General features: G+C 59.9%; 30 protein-coding genes and 3 pseudogenes. 23 read left to right on the top strand and 10 right to left on the bottom strand.

What is annotated here, in order from left to right; translation table 11 throughout:
* Positions 1–31: 31 nt before the first annotated feature.
* The 8 genes and pseudogenes from CNX70_RS09715 to CNX70_RS09750 all read left to right on the top strand — a co-directional run.
* Positions 32–1,441: pseudogene (locus CNX70_RS09715) on the top strand (terminase large subunit domain-containing protein); the annotation flags it as partial.
* Positions 1,438–2,505: a phage portal protein gene (locus CNX70_RS09720; protein ID WP_244199096.1), complete on the top strand. Its 1,068-nt coding sequence runs from the start codon at positions 1,438–1,440 to the stop codon at positions 2,503–2,505. The pseudogene CNX70_RS09715 and the gene CNX70_RS09720, both read left to right, overlap by 4 nt.
* Positions 2,502–2,717 (top strand): hypothetical protein, encoded by a 216-nt coding sequence (locus CNX70_RS09725; RefSeq protein WP_096234528.1) that lies wholly within the window; start codon positions 2,502–2,504, stop codon positions 2,715–2,717. The genes CNX70_RS09720 and CNX70_RS09725 overlap by 4 nt, the downstream gene beginning before the upstream one ends.
* Before the next feature lie 473 nt (positions 2,718–3,190).
* Entirely contained in the window at positions 3,191–3,607 is a 417-nt protein-coding gene (locus CNX70_RS09730; RefSeq protein ID WP_096238362.1) for a PAAR domain-containing protein, read from the top strand.
* 2 nt (positions 3,608–3,609) lie between these two features.
* Positions 3,610–4,113, top strand: a complete 504-nt coding sequence (locus tag CNX70_RS09735) for a DUF4123 domain-containing protein (RefSeq protein WP_208624512.1) — start codon at positions 3,610–3,612, stop codon at positions 4,111–4,113.
* Positions 4,097–4,444, top strand: a complete 348-nt coding sequence (locus CNX70_RS09740; protein ID WP_096238364.1) for a hypothetical protein — start codon at positions 4,097–4,099, stop codon at positions 4,442–4,444. The genes CNX70_RS09735 and CNX70_RS09740 overlap by 17 nt, the downstream gene beginning before the upstream one ends.
* The gene (locus CNX70_RS09745) at positions 4,444–5,034 is read left to right on the top strand and encodes a Tox-REase-5 domain-containing protein (RefSeq protein WP_096234529.1); all 591 of its coding nucleotides are present in this window, start codon (positions 4,444–4,446) and stop codon (positions 5,032–5,034) included. The genes CNX70_RS09740 and CNX70_RS09745 overlap by 1 nt, the downstream gene beginning before the upstream one ends.
* 4 nt (positions 5,035–5,038) lie before the next feature.
* Positions 5,039–5,776 (top strand): immunity 52 family protein, encoded by a 738-nt coding sequence (locus tag CNX70_RS09750; protein ID WP_096234530.1) that lies wholly within the window; start codon positions 5,039–5,041, stop codon positions 5,774–5,776.
* Positions 5,777–6,064: 288 nt separating this feature from the next.
* Here CNX70_RS09750 and CNX70_RS09755 read toward each other — a convergent pair whose 3' ends face one another.
* Positions 6,065–6,454, bottom strand: a complete 390-nt coding sequence (locus CNX70_RS09755) for a type II toxin-antitoxin system death-on-curing family toxin (RefSeq protein ID WP_096234531.1) — start codon at positions 6,452–6,454, stop codon at positions 6,065–6,067.
* Positions 6,451–6,678 carry an AbrB/MazE/SpoVT family DNA-binding domain-containing protein gene (locus tag CNX70_RS09760; RefSeq protein WP_077238433.1) on the bottom strand — a complete coding sequence of 76 codons (228 nt, stop codon included), beginning with the start codon at positions 6,676–6,678 and terminating at the stop codon, positions 6,451–6,453. The genes CNX70_RS09755 and CNX70_RS09760 overlap by 4 nt, the downstream gene beginning before the upstream one ends.
* A gap of 846 nt (positions 6,679–7,524) precedes the next feature.
* Here CNX70_RS09760 and umoC point away from each other — a divergent pair.
* Together umoC and CNX70_RS09770 are read left to right on the top strand one after the other, a co-directional pair.
* Positions 7,525–8,025 (top strand): lysozyme inhibitor LprI family protein, encoded by a 501-nt coding sequence (gene umoC / locus CNX70_RS09765; protein WP_096234532.1) that lies wholly within the window; start codon positions 7,525–7,527, stop codon positions 8,023–8,025.
* Positions 8,026–8,303: 278 nt separating this feature from the next.
* Complete coding sequence (locus CNX70_RS09770) at positions 8,304–9,653, top strand: IS4 family transposase (protein ID WP_425269253.1); 1,350 nt, start codon at positions 8,304–8,306, stop codon at positions 9,651–9,653.
* A 264-nt stretch (positions 9,654–9,917) separates the two neighbouring features.
* Here the strand turns inward: CNX70_RS09770 and CNX70_RS09775 are convergent, their stop codons facing one another.
* Positions 9,918–11,393, bottom strand: a complete 1,476-nt coding sequence (locus CNX70_RS09775) for a serine hydrolase domain-containing protein (RefSeq protein WP_157750966.1) — start codon at positions 11,391–11,393, stop codon at positions 9,918–9,920.
* Between the two features lie 573 nt (positions 11,394–11,966).
* Between CNX70_RS09775 and CNX70_RS09780 the strand changes: the two genes are divergently transcribed.
* From CNX70_RS09780 to CNX70_RS09785, 3 genes are read left to right on the top strand one after another with little or no spacing between them, the layout of a single operon-like run.
* The gene (locus CNX70_RS09780) at positions 11,967–12,341 is read left to right on the top strand and encodes a VOC family protein (RefSeq protein ID WP_208624553.1); all 375 of its coding nucleotides are present in this window, start codon (positions 11,967–11,969) and stop codon (positions 12,339–12,341) included.
* On the top strand, positions 12,338–12,565 hold the full coding sequence (locus CNX70_RS28520; protein ID WP_167389634.1) for a hypothetical protein: 228 nt from the start codon (positions 12,338–12,340) through the stop codon (positions 12,563–12,565). The genes CNX70_RS09780 and CNX70_RS28520 overlap by 4 nt, the downstream gene beginning before the upstream one ends.
* 58 nt (positions 12,566–12,623) lie before the next feature.
* On the top strand, positions 12,624–13,979 hold the full coding sequence (locus tag CNX70_RS09785) for an IS4 family transposase (protein WP_425269254.1): 1,356 nt from the start codon (positions 12,624–12,626) through the stop codon (positions 13,977–13,979).
* 7 nt (positions 13,980–13,986) lie between these two features.
* On the opposite strand, the pseudogene CNX70_RS28835 reads toward CNX70_RS09785, so the two are convergent.
* Both CNX70_RS28835 and CNX70_RS09795 read right to left on the bottom strand, forming a co-directional pair.
* Positions 13,987–14,178 (bottom strand): annotated as a pseudogene (locus CNX70_RS28835) (c-type cytochrome); the annotation flags it as partial.
* A 202-nt stretch (positions 14,179–14,380) separates the two neighbouring features.
* Positions 14,381–14,746: a hypothetical protein gene (locus CNX70_RS09795; RefSeq protein WP_096234536.1), complete on the bottom strand. Its 366-nt coding sequence runs from the start codon at positions 14,744–14,746 to the stop codon at positions 14,381–14,383.
* 277 nt (positions 14,747–15,023) lie between these two features.
* Between CNX70_RS09795 and CNX70_RS09800 the strand changes: the two genes are divergently transcribed.
* The 5 genes from CNX70_RS09800 to CNX70_RS09815 all read left to right on the top strand — a co-directional run bounded on the left by CNX70_RS09800 (position 15,024) and on the right by CNX70_RS09815 (position 16,549).
* On the top strand, positions 15,024–15,206 hold the full coding sequence (locus CNX70_RS09800; RefSeq protein WP_279629354.1) for a GNAT family N-acetyltransferase: 183 nt from the start codon (positions 15,024–15,026) through the stop codon (positions 15,204–15,206).
* Between the two features lie 30 nt (positions 15,207–15,236).
* A complete protein-coding gene (locus tag CNX70_RS28685; RefSeq protein WP_208624513.1) occupies positions 15,237–15,488 on the top strand; it encodes an immunity protein RhsI2 family protein in 252 nt (83 codons plus the stop codon).
* Positions 15,489–15,516: 28 nt separating this feature from the next.
* A complete protein-coding gene (locus tag CNX70_RS28690; protein WP_208624514.1) occupies positions 15,517–15,690 on the top strand; it encodes an immunity protein RhsI2 family protein in 174 nt (57 codons plus the stop codon).
* 94 nt (positions 15,691–15,784) lie between these two features.
* Positions 15,785–15,982 carry a DUF3079 domain-containing protein gene (locus CNX70_RS09810; RefSeq protein WP_096234537.1) on the top strand — a complete coding sequence of 66 codons (198 nt, stop codon included), beginning with the start codon at positions 15,785–15,787 and terminating at the stop codon, positions 15,980–15,982.
* A 69-nt stretch (positions 15,983–16,051) separates the two neighbouring features.
* On the top strand, positions 16,052–16,549 hold the full coding sequence (locus CNX70_RS09815) for a prolyl-tRNA synthetase associated domain-containing protein (protein WP_096234538.1): 498 nt from the start codon (positions 16,052–16,054) through the stop codon (positions 16,547–16,549).
* A gap of 7 nt (positions 16,550–16,556) precedes the next feature.
* On the opposite strand, the gene CNX70_RS09820 is transcribed toward CNX70_RS09815, so the two are convergent.
* The gene (locus CNX70_RS09820; RefSeq protein WP_208624554.1) at positions 16,557–17,702 is read right to left on the bottom strand and encodes an MFS transporter; all 1,146 of its coding nucleotides are present in this window, start codon (positions 17,700–17,702) and stop codon (positions 16,557–16,559) included.
* A 257-nt stretch (positions 17,703–17,959) separates the two neighbouring features.
* Here CNX70_RS09820 and CNX70_RS09825 point away from each other — a divergent pair, with 257 nt between their 5' ends.
* Complete coding sequence (locus CNX70_RS09825) at positions 17,960–18,577, top strand: TetR/AcrR family transcriptional regulator (protein WP_096234540.1); 618 nt, start codon at positions 17,960–17,962, stop codon at positions 18,575–18,577.
* Positions 18,578–18,580: 3 nt separating this feature from the next.
* Here the strand turns inward: CNX70_RS09825 and CNX70_RS09830 are convergent, their stop codons facing one another.
* Positions 18,581–19,051 carry a GNAT family N-acetyltransferase gene (locus CNX70_RS09830; RefSeq protein WP_096234541.1) on the bottom strand — a complete coding sequence of 157 codons (471 nt, stop codon included), beginning with the start codon at positions 19,049–19,051 and terminating at the stop codon, positions 18,581–18,583.
* 47 nt (positions 19,052–19,098) lie between these two features.
* On the bottom strand, positions 19,099–19,758 hold the full coding sequence (locus tag CNX70_RS09835) for an XAC2610-related protein (protein ID WP_096234542.1): 660 nt from the start codon (positions 19,756–19,758) through the stop codon (positions 19,099–19,101).
* Positions 19,759–19,931: 173 nt separating this feature from the next.
* Between CNX70_RS09835 and CNX70_RS09840 the strand changes: the two genes are divergently transcribed.
* Positions 19,932–20,588 carry a tetratricopeptide repeat protein gene (locus CNX70_RS09840; protein ID WP_167389635.1) on the top strand — a complete coding sequence of 219 codons (657 nt, stop codon included), beginning with the start codon at positions 19,932–19,934 and terminating at the stop codon, positions 20,586–20,588.
* 7 nt (positions 20,589–20,595) lie between these two features.
* Here CNX70_RS09840 and CNX70_RS09845 read toward each other — a convergent pair whose 3' ends face one another.
* Positions 20,596–21,564: a ribonuclease Z gene (locus tag CNX70_RS09845; RefSeq protein ID WP_096234544.1), complete on the bottom strand. Its 969-nt coding sequence runs from the start codon at positions 21,562–21,564 to the stop codon at positions 20,596–20,598.
* Between the two features lie 136 nt (positions 21,565–21,700).
* Between CNX70_RS09845 and CNX70_RS09850 the strand changes: the two are divergent.
* The 3 genes and pseudogenes from CNX70_RS09850 to msbA form a co-directional block, all read left to right on the top strand.
* A pseudogene (locus CNX70_RS09850) lies at positions 21,701–21,889 on the top strand (hypothetical protein); the annotation flags it as partial.
* A 58-nt stretch (positions 21,890–21,947) separates the two neighbouring features.
* A complete protein-coding gene (locus CNX70_RS09855) occupies positions 21,948–22,331 on the top strand; it encodes a hypothetical protein (protein ID WP_157750968.1) in 384 nt (127 codons plus the stop codon).
* Positions 22,332–22,439: 108 nt separating this feature from the next.
* Positions 22,440–24,275, top strand: a complete 1,836-nt coding sequence (msbA, locus tag CNX70_RS09860; protein WP_096234547.1) for a lipid A export permease/ATP-binding protein MsbA — start codon at positions 22,440–22,442, stop codon at positions 24,273–24,275.
* Here the strand turns inward: msbA and CNX70_RS09865 are convergent.
* Entirely contained in the window at positions 24,272–24,679 is a 408-nt protein-coding gene (locus CNX70_RS09865) for a hypothetical protein (RefSeq protein WP_096234548.1), read from the bottom strand. The two genes, msbA and CNX70_RS09865, sit on opposite strands and share 4 nt — an antisense overlap.
* Positions 24,680–24,730: the final 51 nt, after the last annotated feature.

Below are 24,730 nucleotides of genomic sequence, written 5' to 3' on the forward strand. Positions count from 1 at the left end.
GCCCATCTTCCCCCACTAAACGCGAAGAACCAAAAAGAAGCCGACCCGCAACGATTTCAGCGACGAGCAGCGCATTCAGCTGCTCGACGCCTTCCAGGATTCCCTTTTCGATTATCAAAAGGTCTGGTATCGCAACGGCGACCAGCGCACGCGCGCCATCCTCAAAAGCCGCCAGATCGGCGCCACCTGGTACTTCGCCCGCGAGGCGCTGGCCGACGCCATGGCCACGGGCCGCAATCAAATCTTCCTGTCCGCGTCCAAATCGCAAGCCCACGTCTTCAAGCAATACATCGTGCAGTTTGCGCGCGAGGCCGCCGGCATCGACCTGACGGGCGATCCCATCGTGCTGCCGAACGGCGCCCACCTGTATTTCCTGGGCACGAATGCGCGCACGGCGCAGGGCTATCACGGCAATTTCTACTTCGATGAATTCTTCTGGACGCAGAATTTCCAGGAACTCAACAAGGTGGCCTCGGGCATGGCCATCCACAAGAAATGGCGCAAGACCTATTTTTCAACACCATCCTCGACTACGCACCAGGCGTATCCGTTCTGGACGGGCGAGCTGTTCAACAAGCGCCGCGCCAAGGCCGAGCAATTCAACATCGATGTGAGCCATCAGCGCCTGGCGTCCGGCTACACGGGCGAGGACAAGATATGGCGCCAGATTGTCACGATTCTCGACGCCGAGCGCGGCGGCTGCAACCTGTTCGACATCGATGAGCTGCGCAACTTCGAATACAGCCCCGACCAGTTCGAAAACCTGTTGATGTGCAATTTCATCGACGATTCGGCCAGCGTTTTTCCCTTGAACGAGCTGCAGCGCTGCATGGTCGATTCCTGGGTCGAATGGGACGACTACAAGCCGCTGCTGGTCTTGCGCCCCTTCGGCAACCGCGCCGTGTGGATCGGCTACGACCCGGCCTTGAATGGCGACAGCGCCGGCTGCGTGGTGCTCGCGCCGCCGATGACGGCCGGCGGCAAGTTCCGCGTGCTGGAGCGCCACCAGTGGCGCGGGCAGAGCTTTGAGGACCACGCCGAAGCCATCCGCCAGATGACCCAGCGCTACAACGTCGAATACATCGGCATCGACACGACCGGCATGGGCATCGGCGTGCTGCCCATCGTGCGCGGCTTCTTCCCGGCCGTCACGGCCCTGAACTATTCGCCGGAAGTCAAGACGCGCATGGTGCTCAAAGCCAAAAACATCATCAGCAAGGGCCGGCTGGAATTTGACGCCGGCTGGATCGACATCGCGCAATCGTTCATGGCGATCCGCAAGACTCTCACGCCCAGCGGGCGGCACGTCACCTATGTGGCCGGGCGCAGCGACGAAACGGGCCACGCCGACTTGGCCTGGGCCTGCATGCACGCGCTCGACCACGAACCCTTCGAAGGCAGTACCGACAACCACCAATCCATCATGGAGATTTATTCTTGAGCAAAGCACGACATCAGCGCGCCCGGGCGCGCTCCGCACCTGGCGCAGACACGGCCGCAGCCTCGCCGCCACAGCCCGCCACCGCCGGCATCCAGGCGTTTTCCTTCGGCGACCCCACGCCCGTGCTCGAGCACGGCGACATTCTCGACTGTTTCGAATGCTGGAAGAACGGCGAGTGGTACGAGCCGCCCATCAACCTGGCCGGCCTGGCCAAGTCGTTCAATGCCGGCGTGCACCACAGCAGCGCCATCCACTTCAAGGCCAACGTGCTGGCGTCCACCCTGATGCCCAGCAAGTATTTGTCGCGCGATGCGTTCAAACGCCTGGCGCTCGACTTCCTGACGTTTGGCAATTGCTACCTGGAAGACCGGCCCAGCCGAAGCGGGCGCCCGTTGACGTTCGCGCATGCGCTGGCCAAGTACATGCGGCGCGGCATCGATTGGGACACGTATTTCTTCGTGACCAATCACGGCACGGCGCACCAGTTCGAAACGGGGCGCGTGTTCCACCTGATGGAACCGGACGTGAACCAGGAGCTATACGGCGTGCCGCAATACCTGAGCGCACTGCAATCGGCCTGGCTCAACGAAGCGGCGACCCTGTTCCGCCGCAAGTACTACAAGAACGGCTCGCACGCCGGTTTCGTGTTTTACATGACGGACGCGGCCGCGAATACCCAGGACGTGGACAACCTGCGCCAGGCCATGCGCGACAGCAAGGGGCCGGGAAATTTCCGCAACCTGTTCATGTACGCGCCGAACGGCAAGAAGGACGGCATCCAGATCCTGCCTGTGTCGGACGTGGCCGCCAAGGACGAATTCTTCAACATCAAGAGCGTGACGCGTGACGACCAGCTGGCCGCGCACCGCGTGCCACCGCAGCTGATGGGCATCCTGCCGAACAATGCCGGCGGCTTCGGCGCCGTGGAACCGGCCGCGCGCGTGTTCGCCCGCAACGAGCTGGTGCCGCTGCAGTCGCAGTTCATGGCCATCAACGAGTGGGCCGGCGTGGAAGTGGTGAAGTTCGCCCCGTATGAGCTGGCCAAACCGGAGGGCACGGCATGAGCGACCATATCGACAACACCGACAAGATCATCTTTGCCGAAGTGGCCCGCGGTCTGGCCGCGGTGCGCCGCCGGCCGGGCCTGGTGGCCCACGGCACCTGCCACTACTGCGACGAGTTGCTGGCGCCCGGCCTGCCGTTCTGCAACGTGGACTGCCGCGACGACTACGAGAAGGAGCAAGCGGCCAAGGCGCGCGCCGGCCGCGCAGGATGACCGCCACGCCGCGCTAACCGGCAGGGCAGGGCCGCGATAGCCCAGCCGAGCCAGAGCGCCCCAGCCACCGCACAGGCCGCCCACGAGGCGGCTTTTTCACGTCCTGACGATTGGTATTGCCATGGAGGCAAGAAAAAGCCCCATTTCGGCCCGGCGCGCGCAGTTGTCCCCCCTCCACACCTGCCCGCTATATAGGGGTCTTTTGACTCAAATTTGCGCCATGGCCGAAGGCGCATGAGGACTGGCGCGGCGGGGCGAAGAGGGCGCGCGCGTTTTGACGCATTTTGACGCAGTTTGAACGGCTTTTCGCGCGGTGCGGCGTTGGAGTATATATCGACGTTAAAGCGCTGAATTATTGAGTTCCGATTCGCGAACCAGTTCTGTAAATTTTGAATCGTGCTTATCGGATATATTTAAAAAGTATGCTATAAATGCAACTTATCGCGTGGCGGCATCCCATTCAGGAGCATCATTTGAACAGACCCCTCATCGTCATGGGCGACAAGACCAGTCACGGCGGCACAGTCATCAGCGCCGATCTCACCGTCGACATCAACGGCAAGTATGTCGCGCGCGTGGGCGACATGACAGTGTGTCCCAAGTGCAAGGGGACTTTCGCCATCAAGTCCGGTCCGAGCGACCTGGTGGATGGTAGCGGCAACGGTTATGCGCGTCACATGGACATGACCGCTTGCGGGGCGAAACTGATTTCCGGCCAAATAACCACGAGCTGGTTGGACGAATCGTCAATGGGCGACCCGGCAGCCGAAGACAAGATTGCGGCTCTGGAGGCCACGCCCCAGATCGCGGCCGCCACATCGTCGGGTATCTGTCTTGATTGCCTGCTCAAGGCCGCTCACGTTGGCAGTCCCGTGGTGATCCGCGAATGACTATGCTTGACGTCAAAATTCGGTGGGAACAGCGACGCGACGCGATGCCCGAGCAACACTTATACGCCTTGGTGGATGGTGCTCAGTACCAAACCCAACGCAATAAGGGGTTATTGGCCGGCACCGGACTTTTCCCCCTATTCAAAGGCACCCCGGACGCTGCTCTCAGTCATGCCGGGCCTTGGCTGGTCGATGTGGCCAGGGTGGCGGAGTCTTTTGTCGAAGAGCTGACCGCGCTTGAGCGCGATACTCCTTCTCTGTCTTGGTTGATCTCGCCACAAGACTTGGATGGACTCGCGCAACTGTTGCAACTGAAGCTGGAGGTGCGCCTGCCGGATGGCCGCAGCGCCTTGCTGCGTTTTTGGGACCCACGCGTCTTGGCCAACCTTGCTCAGACGCTCGATGCCGGGCAGCGGGAGGAATTTTTCAGCCATATTTACGAATGGCACCTGCTGCACAACGGGCAGCGTGTTTGGATCGGGAGGCATCATGCTGACGCTCAATGAGGCGCAATGGCAGGCCCTGCAGCAAGGCGAAGCCCGCCAGTTTGTCTCAATGGTATGCGATGAGTTTCTTGCTAACCGGCCTGACATGCTTGCACAGCCGGGCCGGGAGGCCGTTCTGGCACGTATGCAGAATGCGTACGACTATGCCGCCCGTGTGGGTTTCACCAGTACGCCGCACATTATGCGGCTGATGTACCTGTCTGCTGATGCCGTACGCATTCATGACGACCCGTTGGTCAATGGCTATCTGCGTAAACGCGGCGCGACCCCGGAACAGCGCCTAGATGAAATCGATGCAATCATGCGTAACAAATTACAGGGAATTAACTGATGGCTGCAATTCTCATTCCTGTCGTTGAAGCCGTTGCCGTGCGTGTACTCGCTGCACTCGGTGTCGGCCTCGCCGCCGGCGCAGCGGGCGAGGCGGCGCTTAAGCAGGCACGCAAACGCCAGGAAGAGGCCGATAAGGCTAAATCAGCCGCGATTGCGCGCACTGAGGCCACAACGAAAGAAAAAGAAAAGTGCAAAGAGTGCCCGCCGGACCGTGGCGCTCTTATGCCAGTCAATCATCACATGTCCCAAAACTCGATGGAGTATCAGGCCAGAATAACGGGATTTCCTCCAGGCATGGAATGGTTGTTTGAAGGGAAAGACTTCGACGGCTTCAAGTCCAGTATGTGCTTGTTACAAGAGGCTAAAGCGGATTACGACCAGTTCTTCAATGCAAAAGGTAAGTTGGAATACCCTTTTCAAGAACAACTTTTCGTTGGCAAGATGCAAAAACAGGCTATAGCCCAAGCAATGATCGTCAAAATAAACAAACCGACCGTATTAACGTGGTACTTCCAAACTCCCATGGCTTTCAAATACATGAGACCAATCCTAGTCGATATGGGAATATCTGTCCTTCACATTCCATAATATTATGACCATAATTAAAGCTATATTCAAAAATCCCACACCCGGAGCATCGTTAGCCTTCCGGCCCAATGTCGAACAGATCCGGCCTATCATCCGATTTCTGCAAGAAACTGATCCCCTAGGAAAACGGTGGTTCCTGATGGGGGATACTGAAGAGGAGTCGCTTCTATACTCAGCATTCGATGCCTCAGGGGACCTCTCTTCTGCGGCCGAAGCCGTACTCGAAACACAGTTCAAGGGCGAGAATATTCGTTATCTTGCTGTATGGAATGGCGAATTTAAGGAGGATGACGGGGCGAGTTTTAATCTGATGTTTAACGATGAGGACTGGCCAGCTTGGAATCTCAGGATTAATTATCAAGGCGCAGGCATCCTACGTTTAGGAGGGTTTAAGGGCCTAGTGGAGCTACTATCAATCGTTGCCGGCAGTCTTCTTCCTATCTACATTAGTGTTGCGCGCAATGAGTATTTTGAGAAACAGGTATTCCAGGATCGGCCTGGTGTCGGCTGGATGCTCTACCTTCCACGCGTGCTGACAGTCCAGCAAGTGCCAGAGGCCCGCGCGCTCGTGCCTGTGATGATCAAGGACGAGAAGGGCAAAGACAAACAAATCGGCACCATCATTGTTAGTGTCACCGACGTGCCGTTCTCGGACGAGAACCCCGAGCACGTCAAGATCGCCAACGCCATCGAAATCCGTTTGGTCGATCAAGACTTGCTGCCTCTTTTTGCGGACCTCTAAGCGCTGCTGTACAGACCACTCTTGCACAAAAAAACGTTTCCGCATCGTCCGTATGGGGTGGTGAAAACAGTGCGTTGCAAGGTAGTGGAAAAACATTGCGTGCGGAACAAAATTACGCGTAAACATTTGAACTGTATGAAGTATTTTGAAAACTAGCGACGCGCTAAACTGTTCGTGAAATTTGAAGGCCTTGCGCCTACCGGCGCATGAAGCTACGAATCGTTTGTCTACCGCCGCTGCGCGGCAGATGCGCGAGCTGTGGGTATGCGTCATTTATAGGGATATTGATTAAGGCTTAGCAAGACGTTGGCGTATCCACTGGGCAACCTGTTGCTCGGTCAAGTCACCGGCAGCAACTGCCAGCATGAAGTTGATGGCATCGACTTCACTGAATTTGAATGTCTCGCCATTGATTGCCAGAAACAAGCGGCCAATCACCCAGGCTGTACGCTTGTTGCCGTCGCTGAACCCGTGACTAGTGGCGATACCGTAGACGTAGGCTGCAGCCAGGTCGGCTACATCGGGCGGTGGATTACCATACGTGTGACGGTTCAGTGCACGATTGAGCGCCGACTCGATGGCGTTCAGATCGCGTACACCCGACAGCCCGCCGTGTACTGCAAGCTGCTTGTCGTGGACCGCAAAAACCGTATCTCGCTGTACCCATTGCCAGCTCATTTAGCGAGGACTCGCAGGATTTCACGGTCGTCGTGCATGATCGATTCGGCCAAGGCCATCTGGCGCTCAAACTCAGGGTTGTACGGGGTAATGCGCATCGCCCCGTCCGGCGCCTCGGTCAGATACAGCGTATCGCCTTTCTGCACGTTCAAGATACGCTTCGCTTCCTTGTTCAGGATCAGCCCCTCGGATGCACCTACAGTAGTTACTTTGAACGTGAGCATGATGCCCTCCTTGACCTATATAACTTTTATTATATACTCGCATTGTGGCGTGTCAAGAACGCCAGGCCGCCTGGCGGGGTTGATGTTGCGTAGAGCAAAGGGCCTCAGCGGCAATGTACACTTACATCATGGGCGGCACGCGCCTCAAGTTGTTGGTTCAGCATTTTCATACCAAACGACGCTTGTAGGTAGATTGGTAGGTATTATTTAAAATTGTTCCGTGCAAGTCGCATGGATGCTGGTTATTTGCATTACACCGCTTCCGCCAGGAAATAGAGAAACCGCCTTCGGGCGGTTTTTTATTGCCTGGCGGAAGCGAGCAGGGCGCCTTCGCGCCCTGCGTGTGAGATTCGAAGGGCTGGGCCTACCGGCCCAGCCCGCCCCGAATCCTCCACCTGCTGCCGCTGCGCGGCAGCTCCGCGCGCCGTGGGCGCGCGTTCGTAGTTCTCATTAGGTCTCCAATTGAGCCACCTTCCACGCCACCCAACCCACCAGTCCGTGTCCGAATGGCGGACCAGACCCTCGCGCCCCAATCAATGCCATGTGTACACAGCTTGAATCTGCGTGTGATGTATATTGGAAGTGAAATAAGCCTGTCTCTTGGTGGCCAGTCGGGCGGACTAGGAGACGAGCCGCTGTACGAGACATTCTTCGGACAAGTCCAGGCGGTGCACCGTTTGACGGCACCCTGCAGGCACTCGTTTGTCAAGCATACGAAGTGATCCCTCTGCGTTCTGTTGCCGCGATTTTTCGTCACTAGCTTCCCAGCCAACACCTTGCAGCTCCCTGCTTGCGGAAAGTCGTAGGTAGCGCTGCGTTGCACGTTTTTACAAAGGATAAATACATATGAGCAAACTCATTTCTGCGGTCGTTATCACAACTGTGGTCGCTATTGGTTTAGCAAATGCTCAAGTACCCGCTAAACCTCACATGAGTGCAATGACAAATGGCGCGGTCGATACTGCAACTACTTCTGCTACCGTCGCTGCAAAAGCTACGGTGACCAGCAACGCTCCGGTTGGGGCGTTGAACGAGTGCTACAGCGCTATTGGCGATCAACCCCGGACAGCGTTGCAGTCTTGTCTTGAGGGGAAACGTCGGGAAGCCAAGTCGCAAATGAATAGCGCCTACAAAAAATTGGAGGCGAATACAAAGGAAATTGATTCGAGTGCGACTGTCAAAGCCCTGACCTCGTTGCGCAATTCTCAGAAAGCTTTCGAGAGCTTCAAGGTTGCGCAGTGCCGGTGGGTCGGCGACTCGGTGATGGGAGGCTCCGGCTCCGGAGATCTTTTAAATTCGTGCGAAGTCGATTTAATGCGCTGGAGAACGAATCAACTTGCCAATTGACTTTATTGCTCGCTCAGAGTCGAAATCGAGCTATTTTCGCTTGCTCGATAATACGTGCCAACCACTATGATCCCCTCGCAGTCGGGTACGCAAAGACTTCTTGTGCCGATTTTCATGCATAGGTAGTGTAGTAGGTACGATTGGCGTATGGCGGCTTAGGACATATCGTTATACACAAGTCGGCAGGCGTCCCACACGCAGCCCTGAAAGTCGTTAACTTTCAAGGACTTACCTGAGGGGCTTGTAAACTTTGCCGAGATCGCGTTTACTCTTTGACTTTGGGTGACGCATTGGTCAAGGTATCGAGCCGCTGGACGGAGCAAGAGTTTGCTGGACTGGACTTGGGCGATGCTCGCCTCGACAAACGAGCGAGAACACTGATGGAACGATTTACGGCAAAGCCGACGGCGAGCATTCCCGAAGCCTGCGACAGTTGGAGCGAAACCTGCGCGGCCTACCGCTTTCTCGGCAACGAGGATGTGTCTTGGGAGGCCATCCTGGCCCCGCATTGGGAGCGCACCCGCGAGCGCATGCAGGCCCATGCTGTCGTGCTGTGCATCCAGGACACGACCGAACTCGATTTCAACGGCCAGGAAGCGCAGGGGCTGGGGCCGCTGAACTATGAGGCACGGCGCGGCATGTACCTGCATCCGACCTACGCCGTCACGCCGGCGCGCGAACCGCTCGGCGTGCTCGATGCCTGGATGTGGGCGCGCGCGAAGCGTGGCAAGGACGGCGTGCGTCCCGGGCAGAAAGAAAGCGCGCGCTGGATTGAGGGTTACGAACGCGTGGCCGAGATGGCCGCGACGTTGCCTGGTACACGGCTGGTGTACGTGGCCGACCGCGAGGCCGACGTGGTGGCGTTGATGCGCCGTGCGCGCGACTTGGACACGCCGGCCGACTGGCTGGTGCGCGCCACGCACAACCGCAGTGTGGACGACGGCGAAAAGCTGTGGGAGCACACTTGCAGCGGCGCGGCACTGGGAGAAATCAGCTTCACCATGCCGGCCGGCGAAGATCAGAAGGCGCGTACTGTGCGCCAACAACTGTGGGCCCGGCAGGTCGAGATTGCCGACGGCAAAGGCGGACGCCTGGGCGTGACCTGCGTGGTGGCGCGCGAAGTGGGCGCGCCAGCCGGCAGCGAGCCGGTCGAATGGCGCTTGCTGACCAATCGGCCCATCGAGACGGTCGAGCAAGCCGTCGAATTGATCGAATGGTACCGGGCGCGCTGGGAGATCGAGATTTATTTCCATGTGATCAAAAATGGTTGCAAGGTCGAAGCGCTGCAGCTATCGGCCATCGACCGCATCGAGCGGGCGCTGGCCTTGTTCATGGTGGTCGCCTGGCGCGTCACCTATCTGATGCGGATGGGCAGGACCTGCCCCGATCTCGATGCCGCGCTGTTCTTCGATCCCGACGAGATTCGTGGCGCCCATTTGCTGACCAAGAAGAAGATGCCAGCCTCGCCGCCCACCTTGAACGAGATCGTCCGCCTGATCGCCCAAGTCGGCGGCTTCCTCGGCCGGAAAAGCGACGGAGAACCTGGCGTCAAAACCATCTGGCGCGGATTGAGTCAAGTTCACGCCGCAGCCGAAACATTACGCGCACTGCGCGATGGGCTTGGCTGACTTATGTATAACGATATGGGCTTAGGAGGCTCATATGGCTGAGATATTCGCATTAACCGCTCCGCCAGAACTATGGAATAAGTCCTTGTTTTTAAAGGGCTTATTTTTTTGATTTATGTTTTCCAAAAAGATAATAATTTTTTCTTTTCTTAAGGTGACTAATTGCGGAAGTGATTTCCGCAACTAGTCTGGATGCTCGTCGTGAGCGTAGCTTACCAGCACCGCCTCGTACGCTCTTGCCGAGTTGGCGCTACCGTTGCCGATTCAGCTGTCCGGGCTGCGGTGGGCCTTGCGCCCCCCGATTAACAGCAGGTCTTGGGCGCCATCCTGCATCAGTTCGATGATGTCGCCGGTTTCGGGGGACACCAGGCTGTTTTTCCCGGTCGGCACCAGCCGGGTAGCGCCGATGTCCGGCATCACCATTGTCCAGTCCTTGCCGTCGAAGCGCAGTTCGTAGCGGTTGGCGAAACGGCCCTCGAAGTTGTCGAGCTGGTAGATGCCGACGTGGCGTGTGGCCGTTGCCAGGTCCAGCGGCGCCGTCTGGGCCAGGCGAGGTTTGAAGTCCGGCCAGTCGTAGGCGGACGCCACCGCCTTGACGATCTCGCCGCCAAGATAGCTGCCGTTGTCGCCGTCGGTCATTACTACTACACCGTTGCCGCTGTCGAGATACATCGCGTAGGTGCTCTTGAAGCCGGTGTTGCCGCCGGAATGCATGAAGCGTTTGTGCTCGCCATCGCCGACCACGAAGAAGCCTTGCGCATAATTGTTCAGCGCCGGCGTCAGCAGATCGCGCGCCTTGGTGGTGCTCAGAAAGGCCGTGCCGATTTTCCACGACTGCTGGACACCGATGGCGAAGCGCGCCAGGTCGCTGGCCGTGGTCCACAGGCCGGCGGCCGCCAGTTCGGGATAGACGAAGGCCCCGCCTTCGACTTCGCTGCCGTCGGCGTAGTGGCCGCGCGCGCGGTTGTGTTCTGCCGCCGGCAATGGCTGCGCGAATGTGCTGCGCCGCATCCGCAGCGGCTGCAGTACTTGCTGGCGCATCAACTCCGCAAAAGGCGTGCGCAGACATTGCTGCATGGCGACTTGGGCGATGGTGTAGCCGCCGCCAGAATACGCATGGGCGGCGCCCGGGATGGTCTGGATGGCGACCGCCGGCGTGAGCGACGGCGGCTCGCCCTTGATTACCTGAAGGTCCGTAGGGATCGCCTGCGACGGCGGATAGCCGGGGAAGCCGGACACGGTCGCCCCTGCGGTGTGGTTGAGCAAATTGCGCAAGGTCACCGGATGCTCGGGGCTTTGCTGTCCGGAGGGCAGGCTCCATGGCCGCAGGCAGGCGTCCACCGAACTATCGAGCTGGAGCTTGTTGCTACCTGTCAGCCGCTGCGCCAGCGCGCCGGTCAGGCCCTTGCTGATGGACGCGGCTTGATACAGCGTGTCGGTGTCGGCCGCAGGTGCGGACGGTTGCCGGTAGACGCCGGCCCAAGCGATCTTGCCGTCGCGGATGACCGCCACGCTGACGCTGGAGACCTTATAGCGGCGCAAGCGCTGCTGGATATCGAAGGTCTGCGTCGCCTCGCCTGCGATGTCCACCCGCTGCCGCAGCCCGCTGGCGATACGCTCGGCTATATCGGACTCGCCCGCGTGGGCGGGGCCGCTACATGCCGCCACCCCCAGTAAGGCTCCCAGACGTAGCGCGCGGCTTGAAGCATGGACAGGCAATAGCCATAGACGAATGCGCATAAGTTTCCCTTCCATTAATTGGATGGGCTAATCTTATCGAGTGTTGCCCGAGGCTCCCTGTATTTGCGACGGACGGTGGAATGATTGGTCCAGGCCGTTTGTTTTCACCAAAATCTCTACGCGGCGCTAGCATTGCCAACAAAAACAGCGGGGTCAGTGCCGACAAAAGCGGGGAGGAGCAGCCATGCTCATAGCAGCAGACTGCCATTTGCTCGCCCTGGATCTAATGGCAGGGGGGCGGAACCAATATCGCCGATCATCCGGTCAGCCGGTCGACGACTTCCTGCCCTGGAACTGCGCCGCGCAGCTCCCCTCAGCTTAAAAAACATGCCGCTTCCCCGCAGTGTGATGCCATCATCTGCCAAATCAACGCCAGGCTCAAGGCGGCGCTGACTTTACGCTTACCTTGATGTCGTCGCGCCTGGGGGGCGTGTGCGCAAAGAATTTTTGTTCCAATGTTCATTCGTAGGTAGGATAGTAGGTACGAATGTTATTTGGCTTCAGCCGTGAAAACCCTCGCCGCCAGCTGGCGAAAATGGAAGGATTGGAATTTTGAGAACGCAGAAAAGATGCATGGGGTATGTGGCCATCGTCGTCGACGATTACGATCGGGCTATCGAGTACTACACAGAAAAACTCGGATTTACGGTGGTCGAAGACACGCCACAAGCAGGGAAACGTTGGGTGGTTGTAACGCCGAACCCAGAAAGCGATTGTAATCTTTTGTTGGCTCGTGCCTCAAACGACAGCCAGCAGGTATTTATTGGCAATCAGTGTGGTGGGCGGGTTTTCCTTTTCCTCCACACAGACGATTTTTGGCGAGATTATGCTGCCATGAAGGCCGCAGGCGTTCACTTTTGTGAGGAACCGCGTCAGGAAGAGTACGGAACGGTCGTGGTATTTGAGGATCTCTACGGAAATCGCTGGGACCTATACCAAAACAAATGATGACTGGTCAGCAGCTAAGCAGATTTGATATTGCGGAACTTGTTTCTGAAACTCCAAAAGCTCTTGGGGCAAAGACTTCTACCTTTTCTGGAATTACTCGAAAATTCTTTAATGAGTATTTTGAGGGGCGTCAGTTGGCGCAGGCCTTTAAAGTCACCTCGTTATACACAAGTCCGTACCGCTGCCCAGTCGGCGTAAAAACACGTTTATATTCAAGGATTTAACACGCCCCTTGTAAACTGGCCTCGATTCAGGTTTACTCTCGCCTTTTGCGTGGACGAATTGGCGATAGCACCAGTAGCAATATCTTGGACCGAGAGGGAATTTGAACAACTCGACCTGGGCGATGCACGCCTGAACAAACGAGCGAGGATATTGATGGAACGATTTGCGGCTGACCCGACGGCGAGCGTGCCGAAGGCGTGCCAAGGCTGGGGCGAAACGATGGCGGCGTATCGCTTCTTCGACAACAACAGCGTCGACTGGCAGGCGATCATGGCGCCGCATTGGCAGCAAACCGCACAGCGCATGGCCGCGCTGCCGGTGGTGCTGTGCCTGCAGGATACGACCGAGCTCGATTTCAATGGCCAACGCGCGTTCGGCCTCGGTCCGTTGAGCTACGAAGCCCAGCGCGGCATGTACCTGCATCCGACGTACGCGGTCACACCTGCGCGCGAGCCGTTGGGTATCATCGACGCGTGGATGTGGGCGCGTGAAAAGAAGGACAAGACTGGCGCTCGCGGCGGCCCGAAGGAAAGCCTGCGCTGGATCGAAGGCTACGAACGGATCGCCGAGATGGCGGTGCAGTTGCCCGCCACACGGCTGGTATATGTGGCCGACCGCGAGGCCGATCTGGTGCCGCTGATGCTGCGCGCGCAGGAATTGGGCGCGCCGGCCGACTGGTTGGTGCGCGCCAAACACAACCGCTGCCTGCCCGACGGCGACAAGCTGTGGGAGCATACGGGCGCAGGCGCGCCGATCGGCGAGTTGACGTTCGCGATGGCGGCACGGCACGGGGTGAAGGCGCACACGGTGCGCCAGCAGTTGTGGGTACGCACAGTGAGTCTGCCTGCGGGCAAAGGCAAGAGCGTCGTCGCGACCTGCGTGATCGCGCGCGAGATCGATGCGCCAGACGGCGTCAAGCCGATCGAATGGCGCTTGCTGACCAACCGCAAGGCCGCCACGCCCGAGGCGGTCGTCGAGCTGATCGACTGGTACCGCGCGCGGTGGGAAATCGAGATGCTGTTTGACGTTCTGAAAAACGCCTGCCGCGTTGAGGCGATGCAACTGGGGTCGATCACACAGCTTGAACGGGCCTTGGCGCTGTTCATGGTGGTGGCCTGGCGCATTGCGCGTTTGATGCGCTTGGGCCGCACCTGTCCGGACTTGGACGCGGAACTGTTCTTCGACCCCGATGAGATTCAAGCGGCCTACCTGCTGCGCAAAAAAACACCGCCAGACAAACCCCGCCTGAATGACGTTCTGCGCCAGGTCGCCTGTATCGGCGGGTTCCTGGCTCGCAAGAGCGATGGCGAGCCCGGCGTTAAGACGATCTGGCTTGGATTGAAGGATGTTCACGTGGCGGTGGAAACGATACGCACGCTACGTGAAATTGGGGCGCTCAAAAGTTGTGTATAACGAGGTGGGTTGTAAGGTCAGGCGTGGGAGGATTGCTTTTATTCGCCAATGGGCCGGTTCCCTTGATATCTATTTCATGGCACACGGCGCATCGTTGTATATAGAGATTTTTCCCGTTGATATTATCCGCGAAAGATGGCGATGCTTGAATTAGCGATAGCATTCCTAGCGAGGCGATGAATGATATTTTTATTTTCATGTGGTCTTGTATCAATAAAATCTGAGTCGATTATTATATCTGCCGTTGTTCGGTTGCACCAGATTAGTGATTCAGAAGCGAAATTGTGGTGCCAGTGATAAGGCCGCGTCGCGTGGTTCCGCCTATCTCCTCGGTTGAGCCAGCCTCTACGACGTCCAGCACCTCAGTTCGTGTGCAATGCCATGGAATGACCCCGATGTGCTCATTTATGCGCCATCGGCCCCTTGTTGATGGGTACGAACACTGCCCATTTCTTTTGTATCGTGGGCTTTACGGTCTGGTCGCAACTTACAGCAACATTCGGTCCAGACAGGCCATGGCTCTTCGGAACCCATTTCACGCGCAGAGATACCGCACATTTGGCAACCAGAATCTTCCGGTTCGGCTCCATGGCCTGCCACTTTGTTCCATTTTTTAGATTCTCTGCTGCAATGAACTGTACCGCAGCCTCCCTTATCTCAAACAATCCATGTATGTCACCTCGTGTCCTATCCTCGTCAAGAGTGGTAGCAAACGCCGATGAGACGCCAGCAACAAGAAAAAAGGATCCAGCAATAGTGGCGTACATGCGTTTATTCAATCGTAACGGTAGCAACATATTTATAATCCTTGCCAAGTTTGTTCTTTATCAGATAAGTTTCAGCGTGCCTGCTTGCGTGACCTGGCCACCTCGGTCTTGATGAGCGTTAAATGCGGGCATGCATCTTTTCTACGGCGCGACTGGAGCCTCATGACGCGCCAGCTTCTGCCCGCAAGACAGAACCGCTTATTGCGCCATTATCTGGCAGAAGAGGTTTCCCATGCGCGATCTCCTTACACTCGTGAACCGATGAAAAACCTCGGACCTGGCCGTCAACAAGCAATACCAGGGCCTGGGTATCGGCAAGGAGCTGGTCAAGCGCACCCAGGCCATCATCGGCGACGAAGTGTCCCTGATATTGCTCTCCGCTCCCGATGCCATGTCCTACTATCCCACGCTCGGTTTTGAAGCTGCTGGCAATGCATACGTCATTCGGCGCAAACATTGAGTGAGCGCTTGCAAGAACTCTTGCACCTTTATGATACCTGTCTACACCCTCGCCGGAGCCCTGGCACAAGACCCCGCTCGCGTCGCCAAGACGCAATCGCTCACCCTCGACAGCGCCAAGCCCCACATGGGCCTGAAAGGCAGGCACGGCCTGTTTGCCTCGGACGCATGGTGGGACAGCGTCAAAGCCGGCCGCATCCAGACGCAAACGGTGACGGGCAGCATCGAACGCACGTATTTTGCGGGCCAGGACAGCCGCCGTGGCGCTCAAGTCAACAGCTGACGGATCGACAGTCGACGAAAGCATCTACATGCACCGCAAGCAGGATATCGGGCTGTTCGTGCCCGGCGCCACGGTGACGATGGTGTATGCGCTGGACGAACTCAAGGCACAGCCGGCCGCGGATGGCAGTGTCGATGTGGCGCGTATCGTGCTGGAAGGGTACTGCGCTTTGCCGCCACACCGCCCATCTGCGCAGAATTGATCCCGGACAAGTTTCCTGCCGAAATTCGTTTGACCGCCCCCCGCGCCAGGTCTAGAGTCGTCGAAGAGACCTCAACCGACTGTATCCCCACGCCATGGCCAAGCCTTTTCCCTTGAACCCCAAGAATCCCGAACGCATCTGCTGGGGTTGCGACAAGTATTGCCCGCCGGACGCCATGCGTTGCGGCAATGGTTCCGAGCGCACGCAGCATCCTATCGAGCTGTTTGGCGAAGGCTGGAATGACTGGGGGCTGGCGGCCGCTGACAAGAAAGAGGACGAAAGCAAGCCTTAAGGCAAGCGCACCACGCGGCGCGGCGCTACAATTGCCCATCGCACACGCGCCCGCGCTGAGAAAATCACCATGCAAGAAACCCTGTTCCGCTGGCTGGCAAGCAGCGCCGGTGACTACACTTTGGTCGAACACCCGGCCGTGCACACCATCGATGAAGCACTGATCCACGTGCCAGCCATGCCCGGCCTGATGGTGAAAAACCTGTTCGTGCGCGACGAGAAGGGCCGGCGGCATTTCCTCGTCATCGTGCCGTTCGACAAGCGCATTGACCTGGCGGCACTGGGGCGCTTGCTGCTGGCCAGCAAGCTGAGCATGGCCTCGCCCGAGCGCCTGCTGCAGCACCTGGGCATCACGCCCGGCTCCGTCAGCCTGTTTGCCCTGATCCACGACGGCGCACAGGCGGTGGAACTGGTGCTGGACGAGGCTGTATGGGGAGCTGATTCTGTGCAAGCCCATCCGCTGCGCAACACGGCCACTGTGGCGCTGTCGCATGCTGGCTTGGCTCGTTTCCTCGCGTATACGGGGCATGTGCCGCGTATCGTGACGGTGCCGGCGGCTAATGCATAGCGTCATCTCAATGCCCGGCCACGGGCGCGCTGCCGCTGCGCCGGCCCGGCCGGAAACCGTGCGCGCTGGCCGACCAGGCGATCACGAAAGCTAGCACCAGCAACGCCACCATGGCCCAGGGAAAGGCGCCCGCCCCCCAGGTTTCCAGCAAGGCGCCGCCCGCCACGCCCGCAGCTGCAATCGCCCCATTCCACGCCACCACATTCATCGACAAGGCCACGTCGGCGCCGCTGCCGGCCGTGTCGGCCAGCGCCGTTTGTAACAGCGTTGCCGCGCCGCCGAAGCTCAGGCCCCAGACGGCCATGCCCAGGTAGACGACGGCAGGGAGGTGCGACGCGATGCCCAGCACCAGGGCCGTCGCGGCGAACACGGCCAGGCTGGCCAGCACGCTGGCGCGCAGGTGGCGCTCGACCAGCTTGCCGGTGATCCAGATGCCGGCCATGGCAGCGGCGCCGAAGACGAGCAGGACCAGGTCGATGCGCCCCGTCAATCCGGCAGGGGCCACGAACGGGGCGATGTAGGTGTAGAGAATGTTGTGCGCCAGCATCCAGGTGATGACGACGGCCAGCACGGGCCGCACGCCCGGCGTCGTGAAAACGCGGCGCAGGGGCAGGCGCTCATGGACGGACTGGCCCGGGTAGTCCGGCACTTTCGCCAGCACCCAGGCGATCAGGACCAATGTCAGGGCGGAAATGATCCAGAACGCGGCGCGCCAGCCCACCAGCGAGCCGAGCAGGGTACCCAGCGGCACGCCCAGCGACAGGGCGATGGGCGCACCCACCATGGCCAGCGCCAGGGCGCGGCCTTGCTGCTGCGGCGCCACCATGCGTCGCGCATAGCCGGCCAGCAAGCTCCACGCCAGCCCGGCCGCCATGCCGGCAAAGAAGCGGGCCACCAGGGTCAGCCAGTAGTGCGTCGACAGGGCCGTGACGGTATTGAACACGAGAAAGCCGATGATGGTCAGCAGCAACACGTTGCGGCGGCGCCAGCCGCGCGTGGCGATGGTGAGCGGAATGGCTGCCAGCAGGGAACCGAGCGCGTAGGCCGTGACCATTTGCCCGGCCAGCGCGGCGCTGATGCCGAGGCCCGCGCTGATCTGCGGCAGCAAGCCGGCGGGCAAGGTTTCCGTGACGATGCAGATAAAACCCGTCATGGCCAGGGCCAGCAGGCCGGCGACAGGGAGGCGGTCGGCCAGCGCGGGGCTGGTTCCGGTGGTGAGCGTAGCGTGATTCAAAGCTGAATATCCTTGGAAGTGTGACGAGTCGGCCGGGCGCAGGAGTGCTCACGACCGTCATGGCGATATATATGTACCGATCAGTATAAATATAGGCGATGACGCGCTCCGTTGTCAACGAGTTCTGTATCGAGTAGTATGTAAGTAGCATATAAGTAGATGAGAAGGAGCGATGGATGGCGCAAATGGGACGGCCGCGCACGTTCGACCGGCAGGCAGCGGTCGAGCAGGCCATGTTTTTATTCTGGCAGCAGGGGTATGAGTCGACGTCCTTGAGCCAGCTCAAGGCGAGCCTGGGCGGCGGCATTTCCGCGCCCAGCTTTTATGCGGCGTTCGGCTCGAAAGAAGCGCTGTTCCGCGAGGCCGCGCAATGCTATCTGGATACCTTTGCGCGCGTGACGGCGTGTTTGTGGGACGATGGCCTGGCGCCGCGCGCGGCCATCGAGCAGGCCTTGCGCCAGTCGGCCCGCATGCAGTCCGATCCGGGGCATCCGCCGGGCTGTATGGTGGCGCTCGGCTGCATGAGCGCACCGACGGCCGAACATGCGGCCGTGGCCGCACCGCTGACCGCTTCGCGCGCGCGCACGCGCGCCGGCTTCGTGCATTGCGTCGAGCGGGGCATGGCCAGCGGAGAGTTGTCCGCGCAGACGGATGGGGTAGCGCTGGCAGCCGTGTTTGACAGTTTTTTATCGGGCGTGGCTATTCAAGCCCGCGATGGCGTGGGCTACGCCGTGTTTGACCCTGCCATCACGCAGATCCTGCGCGTGTGGGATGCCAATCGCGTGCCGGACTAGGCGCTAGGCCGACCAGCGAAACTCCAGCACGTCGTCGCCATACTTGTCGCTCTCTCCCGTCGCGGTCCAGCCCAGGTAGCGGTAAAAGCCGTAGGAGCGCGAGGCGGGGTCGCTGGAGCAGCCGAGGAACAGCCGTTGATGGCCCTGCGCGCGCAACTGCCCCATGATCTGTTCCAGCAAGGTCTTGCCGATGCCCAGACCTTCGAATTCCGGCAGCAGGGCCAGGACGATGATTTCGCCCGTGTCGCGCTCGCCAAAGCAGTAACCGACCAGCTGGCCGTCATGATGGCAGACCTGGCCGGGCAGGCTGCCTGAGCGCATCATGTCCGCCCAGGATTCGGCCGTGATGCCCACTTCTGCCAGGCGTTCTCTGGAAATGGCGTTTTGCCGCGTCTTGCCGCGCAATGCGATGAAAGCCGGGGTGTCTTCCGCCTTGGCGGCATGGAAGGTGATCGATGCTGGATGTGTCGTCATGTGTGCGTTAATTGTTGGATGGTATTGAAGGATTGACTCTCCGGGATTTACTCCCAGGGTTTGCGCATGCTGCGCGCATGGCGCTGCCAGTCATAGGCTTTGGTATTCTCGATGGCCTGCTGGCCGGGATTGCCGCTGTCGATGATTTCATCCTTGACGATGATCAAGTCCTGCTTGTCATTCAAGCGATATTCCCGGTAGCGCTCGCAATCCTGTTCGCGCCGGGCGATGGTCATTAATTTGCCGGCTTGCCACGCATAGCTGTCTTCATAAAAACACTGCGCCGCGCAGCCGCAATTGGCGATGCCGCCTGTGATTGCTTGATCGGCTATGCTGATATCCAGATTCGGAATCGCCGATAAGGGCTTGTTGAAACTGTATTGCTTCGCTGGCGCATCCCACAGCCACACATCGGAACAGCGGACGCGTCCCTGGCTATCCGTGTAACCGGTCACCCACAGGTCGGCATGGCCGTCAAAATTCATGTCCAGCAGCAGCGCATGCAAATTGCCCGTGCCACTGCTGCTGCAACTGCCAGCGACCCACTGCTTGCCGATTTTTAACTGGTAGGTCTGCTTTTCATCGTGATTGACATAGCGGATATCGGCCGCTTGCCGCACTTTGCCTGTCGCGGCTTTGTCCAGGTGCAGCGTGGCGCCATAAGCGGAGGTGGAAAGCAGGGATAAAAGAAAAACAATCAGTTTCATGGAGATATTCCGGGGCTGGCATTTGTCATTGTGCCGGGATTAAATCGTGCGATGAACGATCATAACGCAGGATTTTGGCAATGCGCCACACCATTCCCCCACCGTTCCTATCGTGCATTCTGCGCGGAACAGTGCTGTGTACAATGCCCAAAATCCCCGAACAAGGAATCTTCATGAGCGTATCGACAGCATCTTTTAATGAAGCGGGCATCCTCGCTTATAACGACGGCAATTACGCCGAGGCCTTTAAACAATTCGACGCGGCTGCGCGCACCGGCGATCCGGCCGGCCAGCATTTATTGGCCAGCCTGTATTACCAGGGCCATGGCGTGACGCAAGACGTGCCGAAAGCGGTGGAATTGTTCACGGCGGCGGCGCAAGCGGGCTTCCCGCCGTCGCTGGCCAACCTGGCCCTGATGTATGCGAGCGGCGATGGCGTGGTGCAAGACATGGCGCAATCGCTGGCGTACGGGCGCCAGGCGGCCGAGGCGGGCGATGGCCAGTCGCAATTCAATCTGGCGCAGGCCTACCGCAAGGGGGTTGATGTACCGCAAGACTTTGCCGAGGCGGCGTTCTGGTACAAGCAGGCGGCCGAGGCCGGTTCCCTGTCCGCGCAGAACGAGTACGGCTTGCTGTACGCGCAAGGGCAGGGCGTCGAGCTCGATTACGTGCAGGCGTATGCCTGGATCGCCATGCCGGCCGAGGCGGGCAGCGCGCAATCGATCAAGAACCGCGACCAGTTGCTGGAAATCCTCACGCCGTCACAGCAACAGGCGGCGCGCGCGCTGGCCGCTGAATACGCTGCTCAGTACGGCGTCAATCCCCACTGACCGGTTGTTAGTGGGATTTCCCCGGTAGCTTGCTGAGTACGCCCGCCGCATCGAGTTCATAGCTGTCGAAATCGCGCGCCAGGAACAATTCACCCGAGTAATGCAGGCGCGCTTCCGCTTCCAGCTCGGCCATGCCGTCCGCGTTGTGATAGCGGGCGCTGAAGTGCGTCAAAATCAGATTGGGCAGGCGCACCGCTTCGGCAAACTGCGCCACGCGCTGCACGGAACTGTGCGTGGGGCCGGGGCCCACCTTTTGCAGCATCGCTTCCGTGTAGGTGGCTTCATGCACGAGCAATTGCGCACCGGCACAGGCGTCCGTCAGCAACGCCGGCGTGTCGTTATCGCCGCCGATCACCACCGTGGCGCGCTGCGTTTCCGTCTGGCGGAAAGTGGCGGCGCGCAAGAGCGTGCCATCGTCCAGGATCGCATCCTGGCCCGCCTGCAACAGTCCCCAGGCGGGGCCGGGTGGCGCGCCCGCTGCCTGCAGGGCCGCCTTGTCCAGCTTCCATCTGCTCGTTTCCAGCGCAAAACGGTAGCCGACGCTGGGCGCGCGGTGCGACAGCGCATGGCGCGAGATGGTCAAGCCCGCTTCCTCATGCACGACTGGCGCGCTGTCCACGTCGATGTGGATCAGCGGATACGTCAAAAATAGTTCCGTGTGCAGCAAGGTCGCGTCGATCCAGGCCTTGATGGCGGCCGGGGCGATCAGCAGCAGGGGTTTTTTGCGCCCCGTCATCGAGGCGCTGGCGAGCAAGCCCGGCAGGCCATAGCTGTGGTCGCCATGCACGTGGGTGATGCAGATGCCCACCAGGTCGTGCACGGACAAGGGCAGTCGCTGCAGCCGGTGCTGCGTGGCCTCGCCGCAATCGATCATCCACCAGTCGCGGTTGTGCGTGGTTTGCAGGGCCAGCGAGGTGACGTTGCGGTGGCGTGTGGGCACGCCGGAAGACGTGCCGAGAAAAGTCAGTTTGAACATGCCCGCATTATGCGGCAGGCGTGCCCGCTTGCCAATGTTCAGCCCACCGGTGGCACCTCGTCTGCCGTGTAGTCGACGAAGCCGTCGCGGCGGCAAAAACTGAGCAGTTGCATGCCGGCCTGGCGGGCGTCAATTTGTCGGTTTCTGCCGCGATATCACGGTGAGCATGGGCATGCTGCGGCAAATGTATGGCGTAGGCTATGATGGTGTCAGCAAGACGGACAGGCTGCTGGATTTTTCCACGCCGCTTTCGTCGGCGATCTATTTCGTGCCCAGCATCGATGCCTTGCTGGCTGTGGGTATTTCGCCGGCCGATCCCGGCTAAGGGCCGCGCCGGCGGTTCCCGGTCCTGTCTCTATTCTTTACTTTACAAGGAGTTTTCCATGCGTATTCGTCCCGCCACATTGCTGTCCGCCCTGATCTTCGGCAGCGTCGTCTTCAGCGCTTCCGCTTCCGCCGTCGGTCTGGGTTTCCTGGCCGATACGCCGATGGCTTACCTGAACAAGAACGACAAGCCCGTCTTCGTGAAAGCCGTCTCCGACGTGCTCAATGACAAGAAGGATGGCGAAACCGTGCAATGGAGCAATGAAGGCTTGCGCAATTCCGTGCGCATCACCGCCGAGATCACGGCCAGCGACACGCAAAAGACGGACGCGCAAACCTGCCGCAAGGTGCAGGTGGGCTTGAGCGCCAAGGGCCAGGAACAAACCCTCAAGCTGAAAGTCTGCAAGGCCGGCACGGCTGCCTGGAAAGTGGCGAAGAGCTGATTGCCCGTGCATTGCCCTTGCCGGTTCTGCACCGGCAAGGTGCGACTTTCCTCTAGGTAAGTCTGGCAGCGGTTAGAATCACGCTTTACCCTTACTTTTCTCACCTGCATGCAGCAAAGTCGCCTCCTGTTCTTCCGCCTGGCCGGCCAGTTTCGCCGCTATGGCGCCATCGTTGCCGCCACTTTGCTGGCTGTCGGCGTTGCGTCCGCCACCGATGTGTTGTTAATCCGCCAGTTGCAAAACGTCGTCGACGCCATGCGCACGACGGCCAGCGAGCAGGTCGCGCCCGTGTCCGGCGTGATGGGCATGCTGCAGGGCTGGGTTGACCGTTTCCTGCCGGCACAGGCTGGGCAGGTCGATTTGTGGGTGATTCCCGCCACCATCCTGGGTCTGGCCGTGCTGCGCATGGTGTCGAGCTTTGCCGGCGACTACGGTTCCGTATGGCTATCGAGCCGGGTGCAGGCCGATTTGCGCGAAAAAATGTTCGCCACCATCATGCGCCTGCCCAGCCGCTTCTTCGATACCACCACCACCAGCTTGACGCAGTCGCGCGTGGCCTTTGACGCCAGCCAGGTGTCGCAGGCGGGCTTGAACGTGCTCAACGTGATGGTGCGCGATTCCGTGGCCACCATCGGCTATCTGATTTTGCTGTTCAGCATCGACGTGAAACTGGCCCTGTTCTGCATGGCCTCGATGCCCATCGTGGCCATCGTCGTGACCCTGGCGGGACGCCGCATGCGCCACCTGAGCAAGAGTTCGCAGCAAGCCGTGGGCGAGCTGACGTCCGTGCTGGACGAAAGCATCGCCGGCCAGCGCGTGGTGAAAATCTTTGGCGGGCAGGATTATGAACAGGCGCGCTTCGTCGACGTCGTCAAGCGCAACCGCCAGCTGGCCGTCAAGCATGCCGCCACCTCGGCCATGAATTCCGGCTTCATCATGATGCTCGTCGGCATTACCTTGTCTTCCGTGATTTACTTTGCCATGCTACGCGCGCAAAGCGGCGCCATCACGCCGGGCGCCTTCGTCGCCTTCATGGGCGCACTGATGGCGATGCAGTCGCCGATCAAGAATTTGACCAAAATCAATGAGCCGCTGCAGCGGGGCCTGGCGGCGGCCGAATCCGTCTTCGGCCTGATCGACACGCCGCTGGAGCCGGACCCGGGGACTGTGGCCCCGGCGGCCGTGCAGGGCAATCTGTCCTTGCAAAACGTCCACTTCCGCTACAACAGCGACGACCCCGATGCGCCCATGGCCTTGAGCGATATCACGCTCGACATCCGCGCTGGAGAAACGGTGGCCCTGGTGGGAGGCTCGGGCGGCGGCAAGACGACCTTGCTGGGCTTGCTGCCGCGCTTCTACGACGTCAGCGGCGGCCAGATCCTGCTCGACGGCGTCGACCTGCGCGACTACGCGCTGCTGGCCCTGCGGCGCCAGTTCGCCCTCGTCAGCCAGGATGTGATTTTGTTCAACGACACCATGGCGGCGAATATCGCGTATGGCGACCCGGCCCCGGACATGGCCCGCATCGAAGCCTCGGCGCGCGCCGCCTACGCGCACGACTTCATCATGCAGTTGCCGCAAGGTTATGAAACGCAGGCGGGCCAGAACGGTTCGCGCCTGTCGGGCGGACAACGCCAGCGCCTGGCCATCGCGCGCGCGCTGTACAAGGATGCGCCGATTTTGCTGCTCGACGAAGCCACCAGCGCGCTGGACACGGAATCGGAGCGGCAGGTGCAGGCGGCGCTGGAAGTGCTGATGCGCAACCGCACCACCATCGTCATCGCCCACAGGTTATCCACCATCGAAAGCGCCGACCGCATCGTCGTCATGCAGGGCGGGCGCCTGGTGGAGTCGGGCAGCCATGCCGCCTTGCTGCAGCAGGGCGGCGCGTATGCACGGCTGCATGCGAGCCAGTTGTCGCCCGTCAAGAATGACGTGGCTTAGAACACGTGAATGTCCTGTAATACCAGCTTGGCACCCGACGCCGCGCTTTCCACGCGAAAGGTGGCAGTCAGGTCCGACCAGGCGCCGTTCAGGGGCAGGGAATGGCGCGCTTCGGCAATCGCCTCAGCGCCATCCTGGCCGTCAGGGCGTTCGACGCAGCGCTCGTGCGGTGCGCCACTGGCCAGCGCCGCGGGCGTGACGCGATACACGCTGCCATCCGCATACGCTTCCGGCGAACCATACCCTTCGATCACGGCGCGCAACAGCGCCGGCGTCCAGCCGTAGTAGGCGTCGTGCGCCGTGCGCGCATGGGCGCACGCGTAATCGCCGCGCGCCAGGTCGGCGATCCAGGCATCGATGATGCCCAGTATCTGGGTGTCGCTGGGGGCGGCTGGCAAATGCATGGCTTTCTTTCGTGACAGGGAAAACCGTTGCTTTCCCTTATGATGGCAGCC

This window comes from Janthinobacterium svalbardense (assembly GCF_002327145.1).
GTDB lineage: Bacteria > Pseudomonadota > Gammaproteobacteria > Burkholderiales > Burkholderiaceae_D > Janthinobacterium > Janthinobacterium tructae.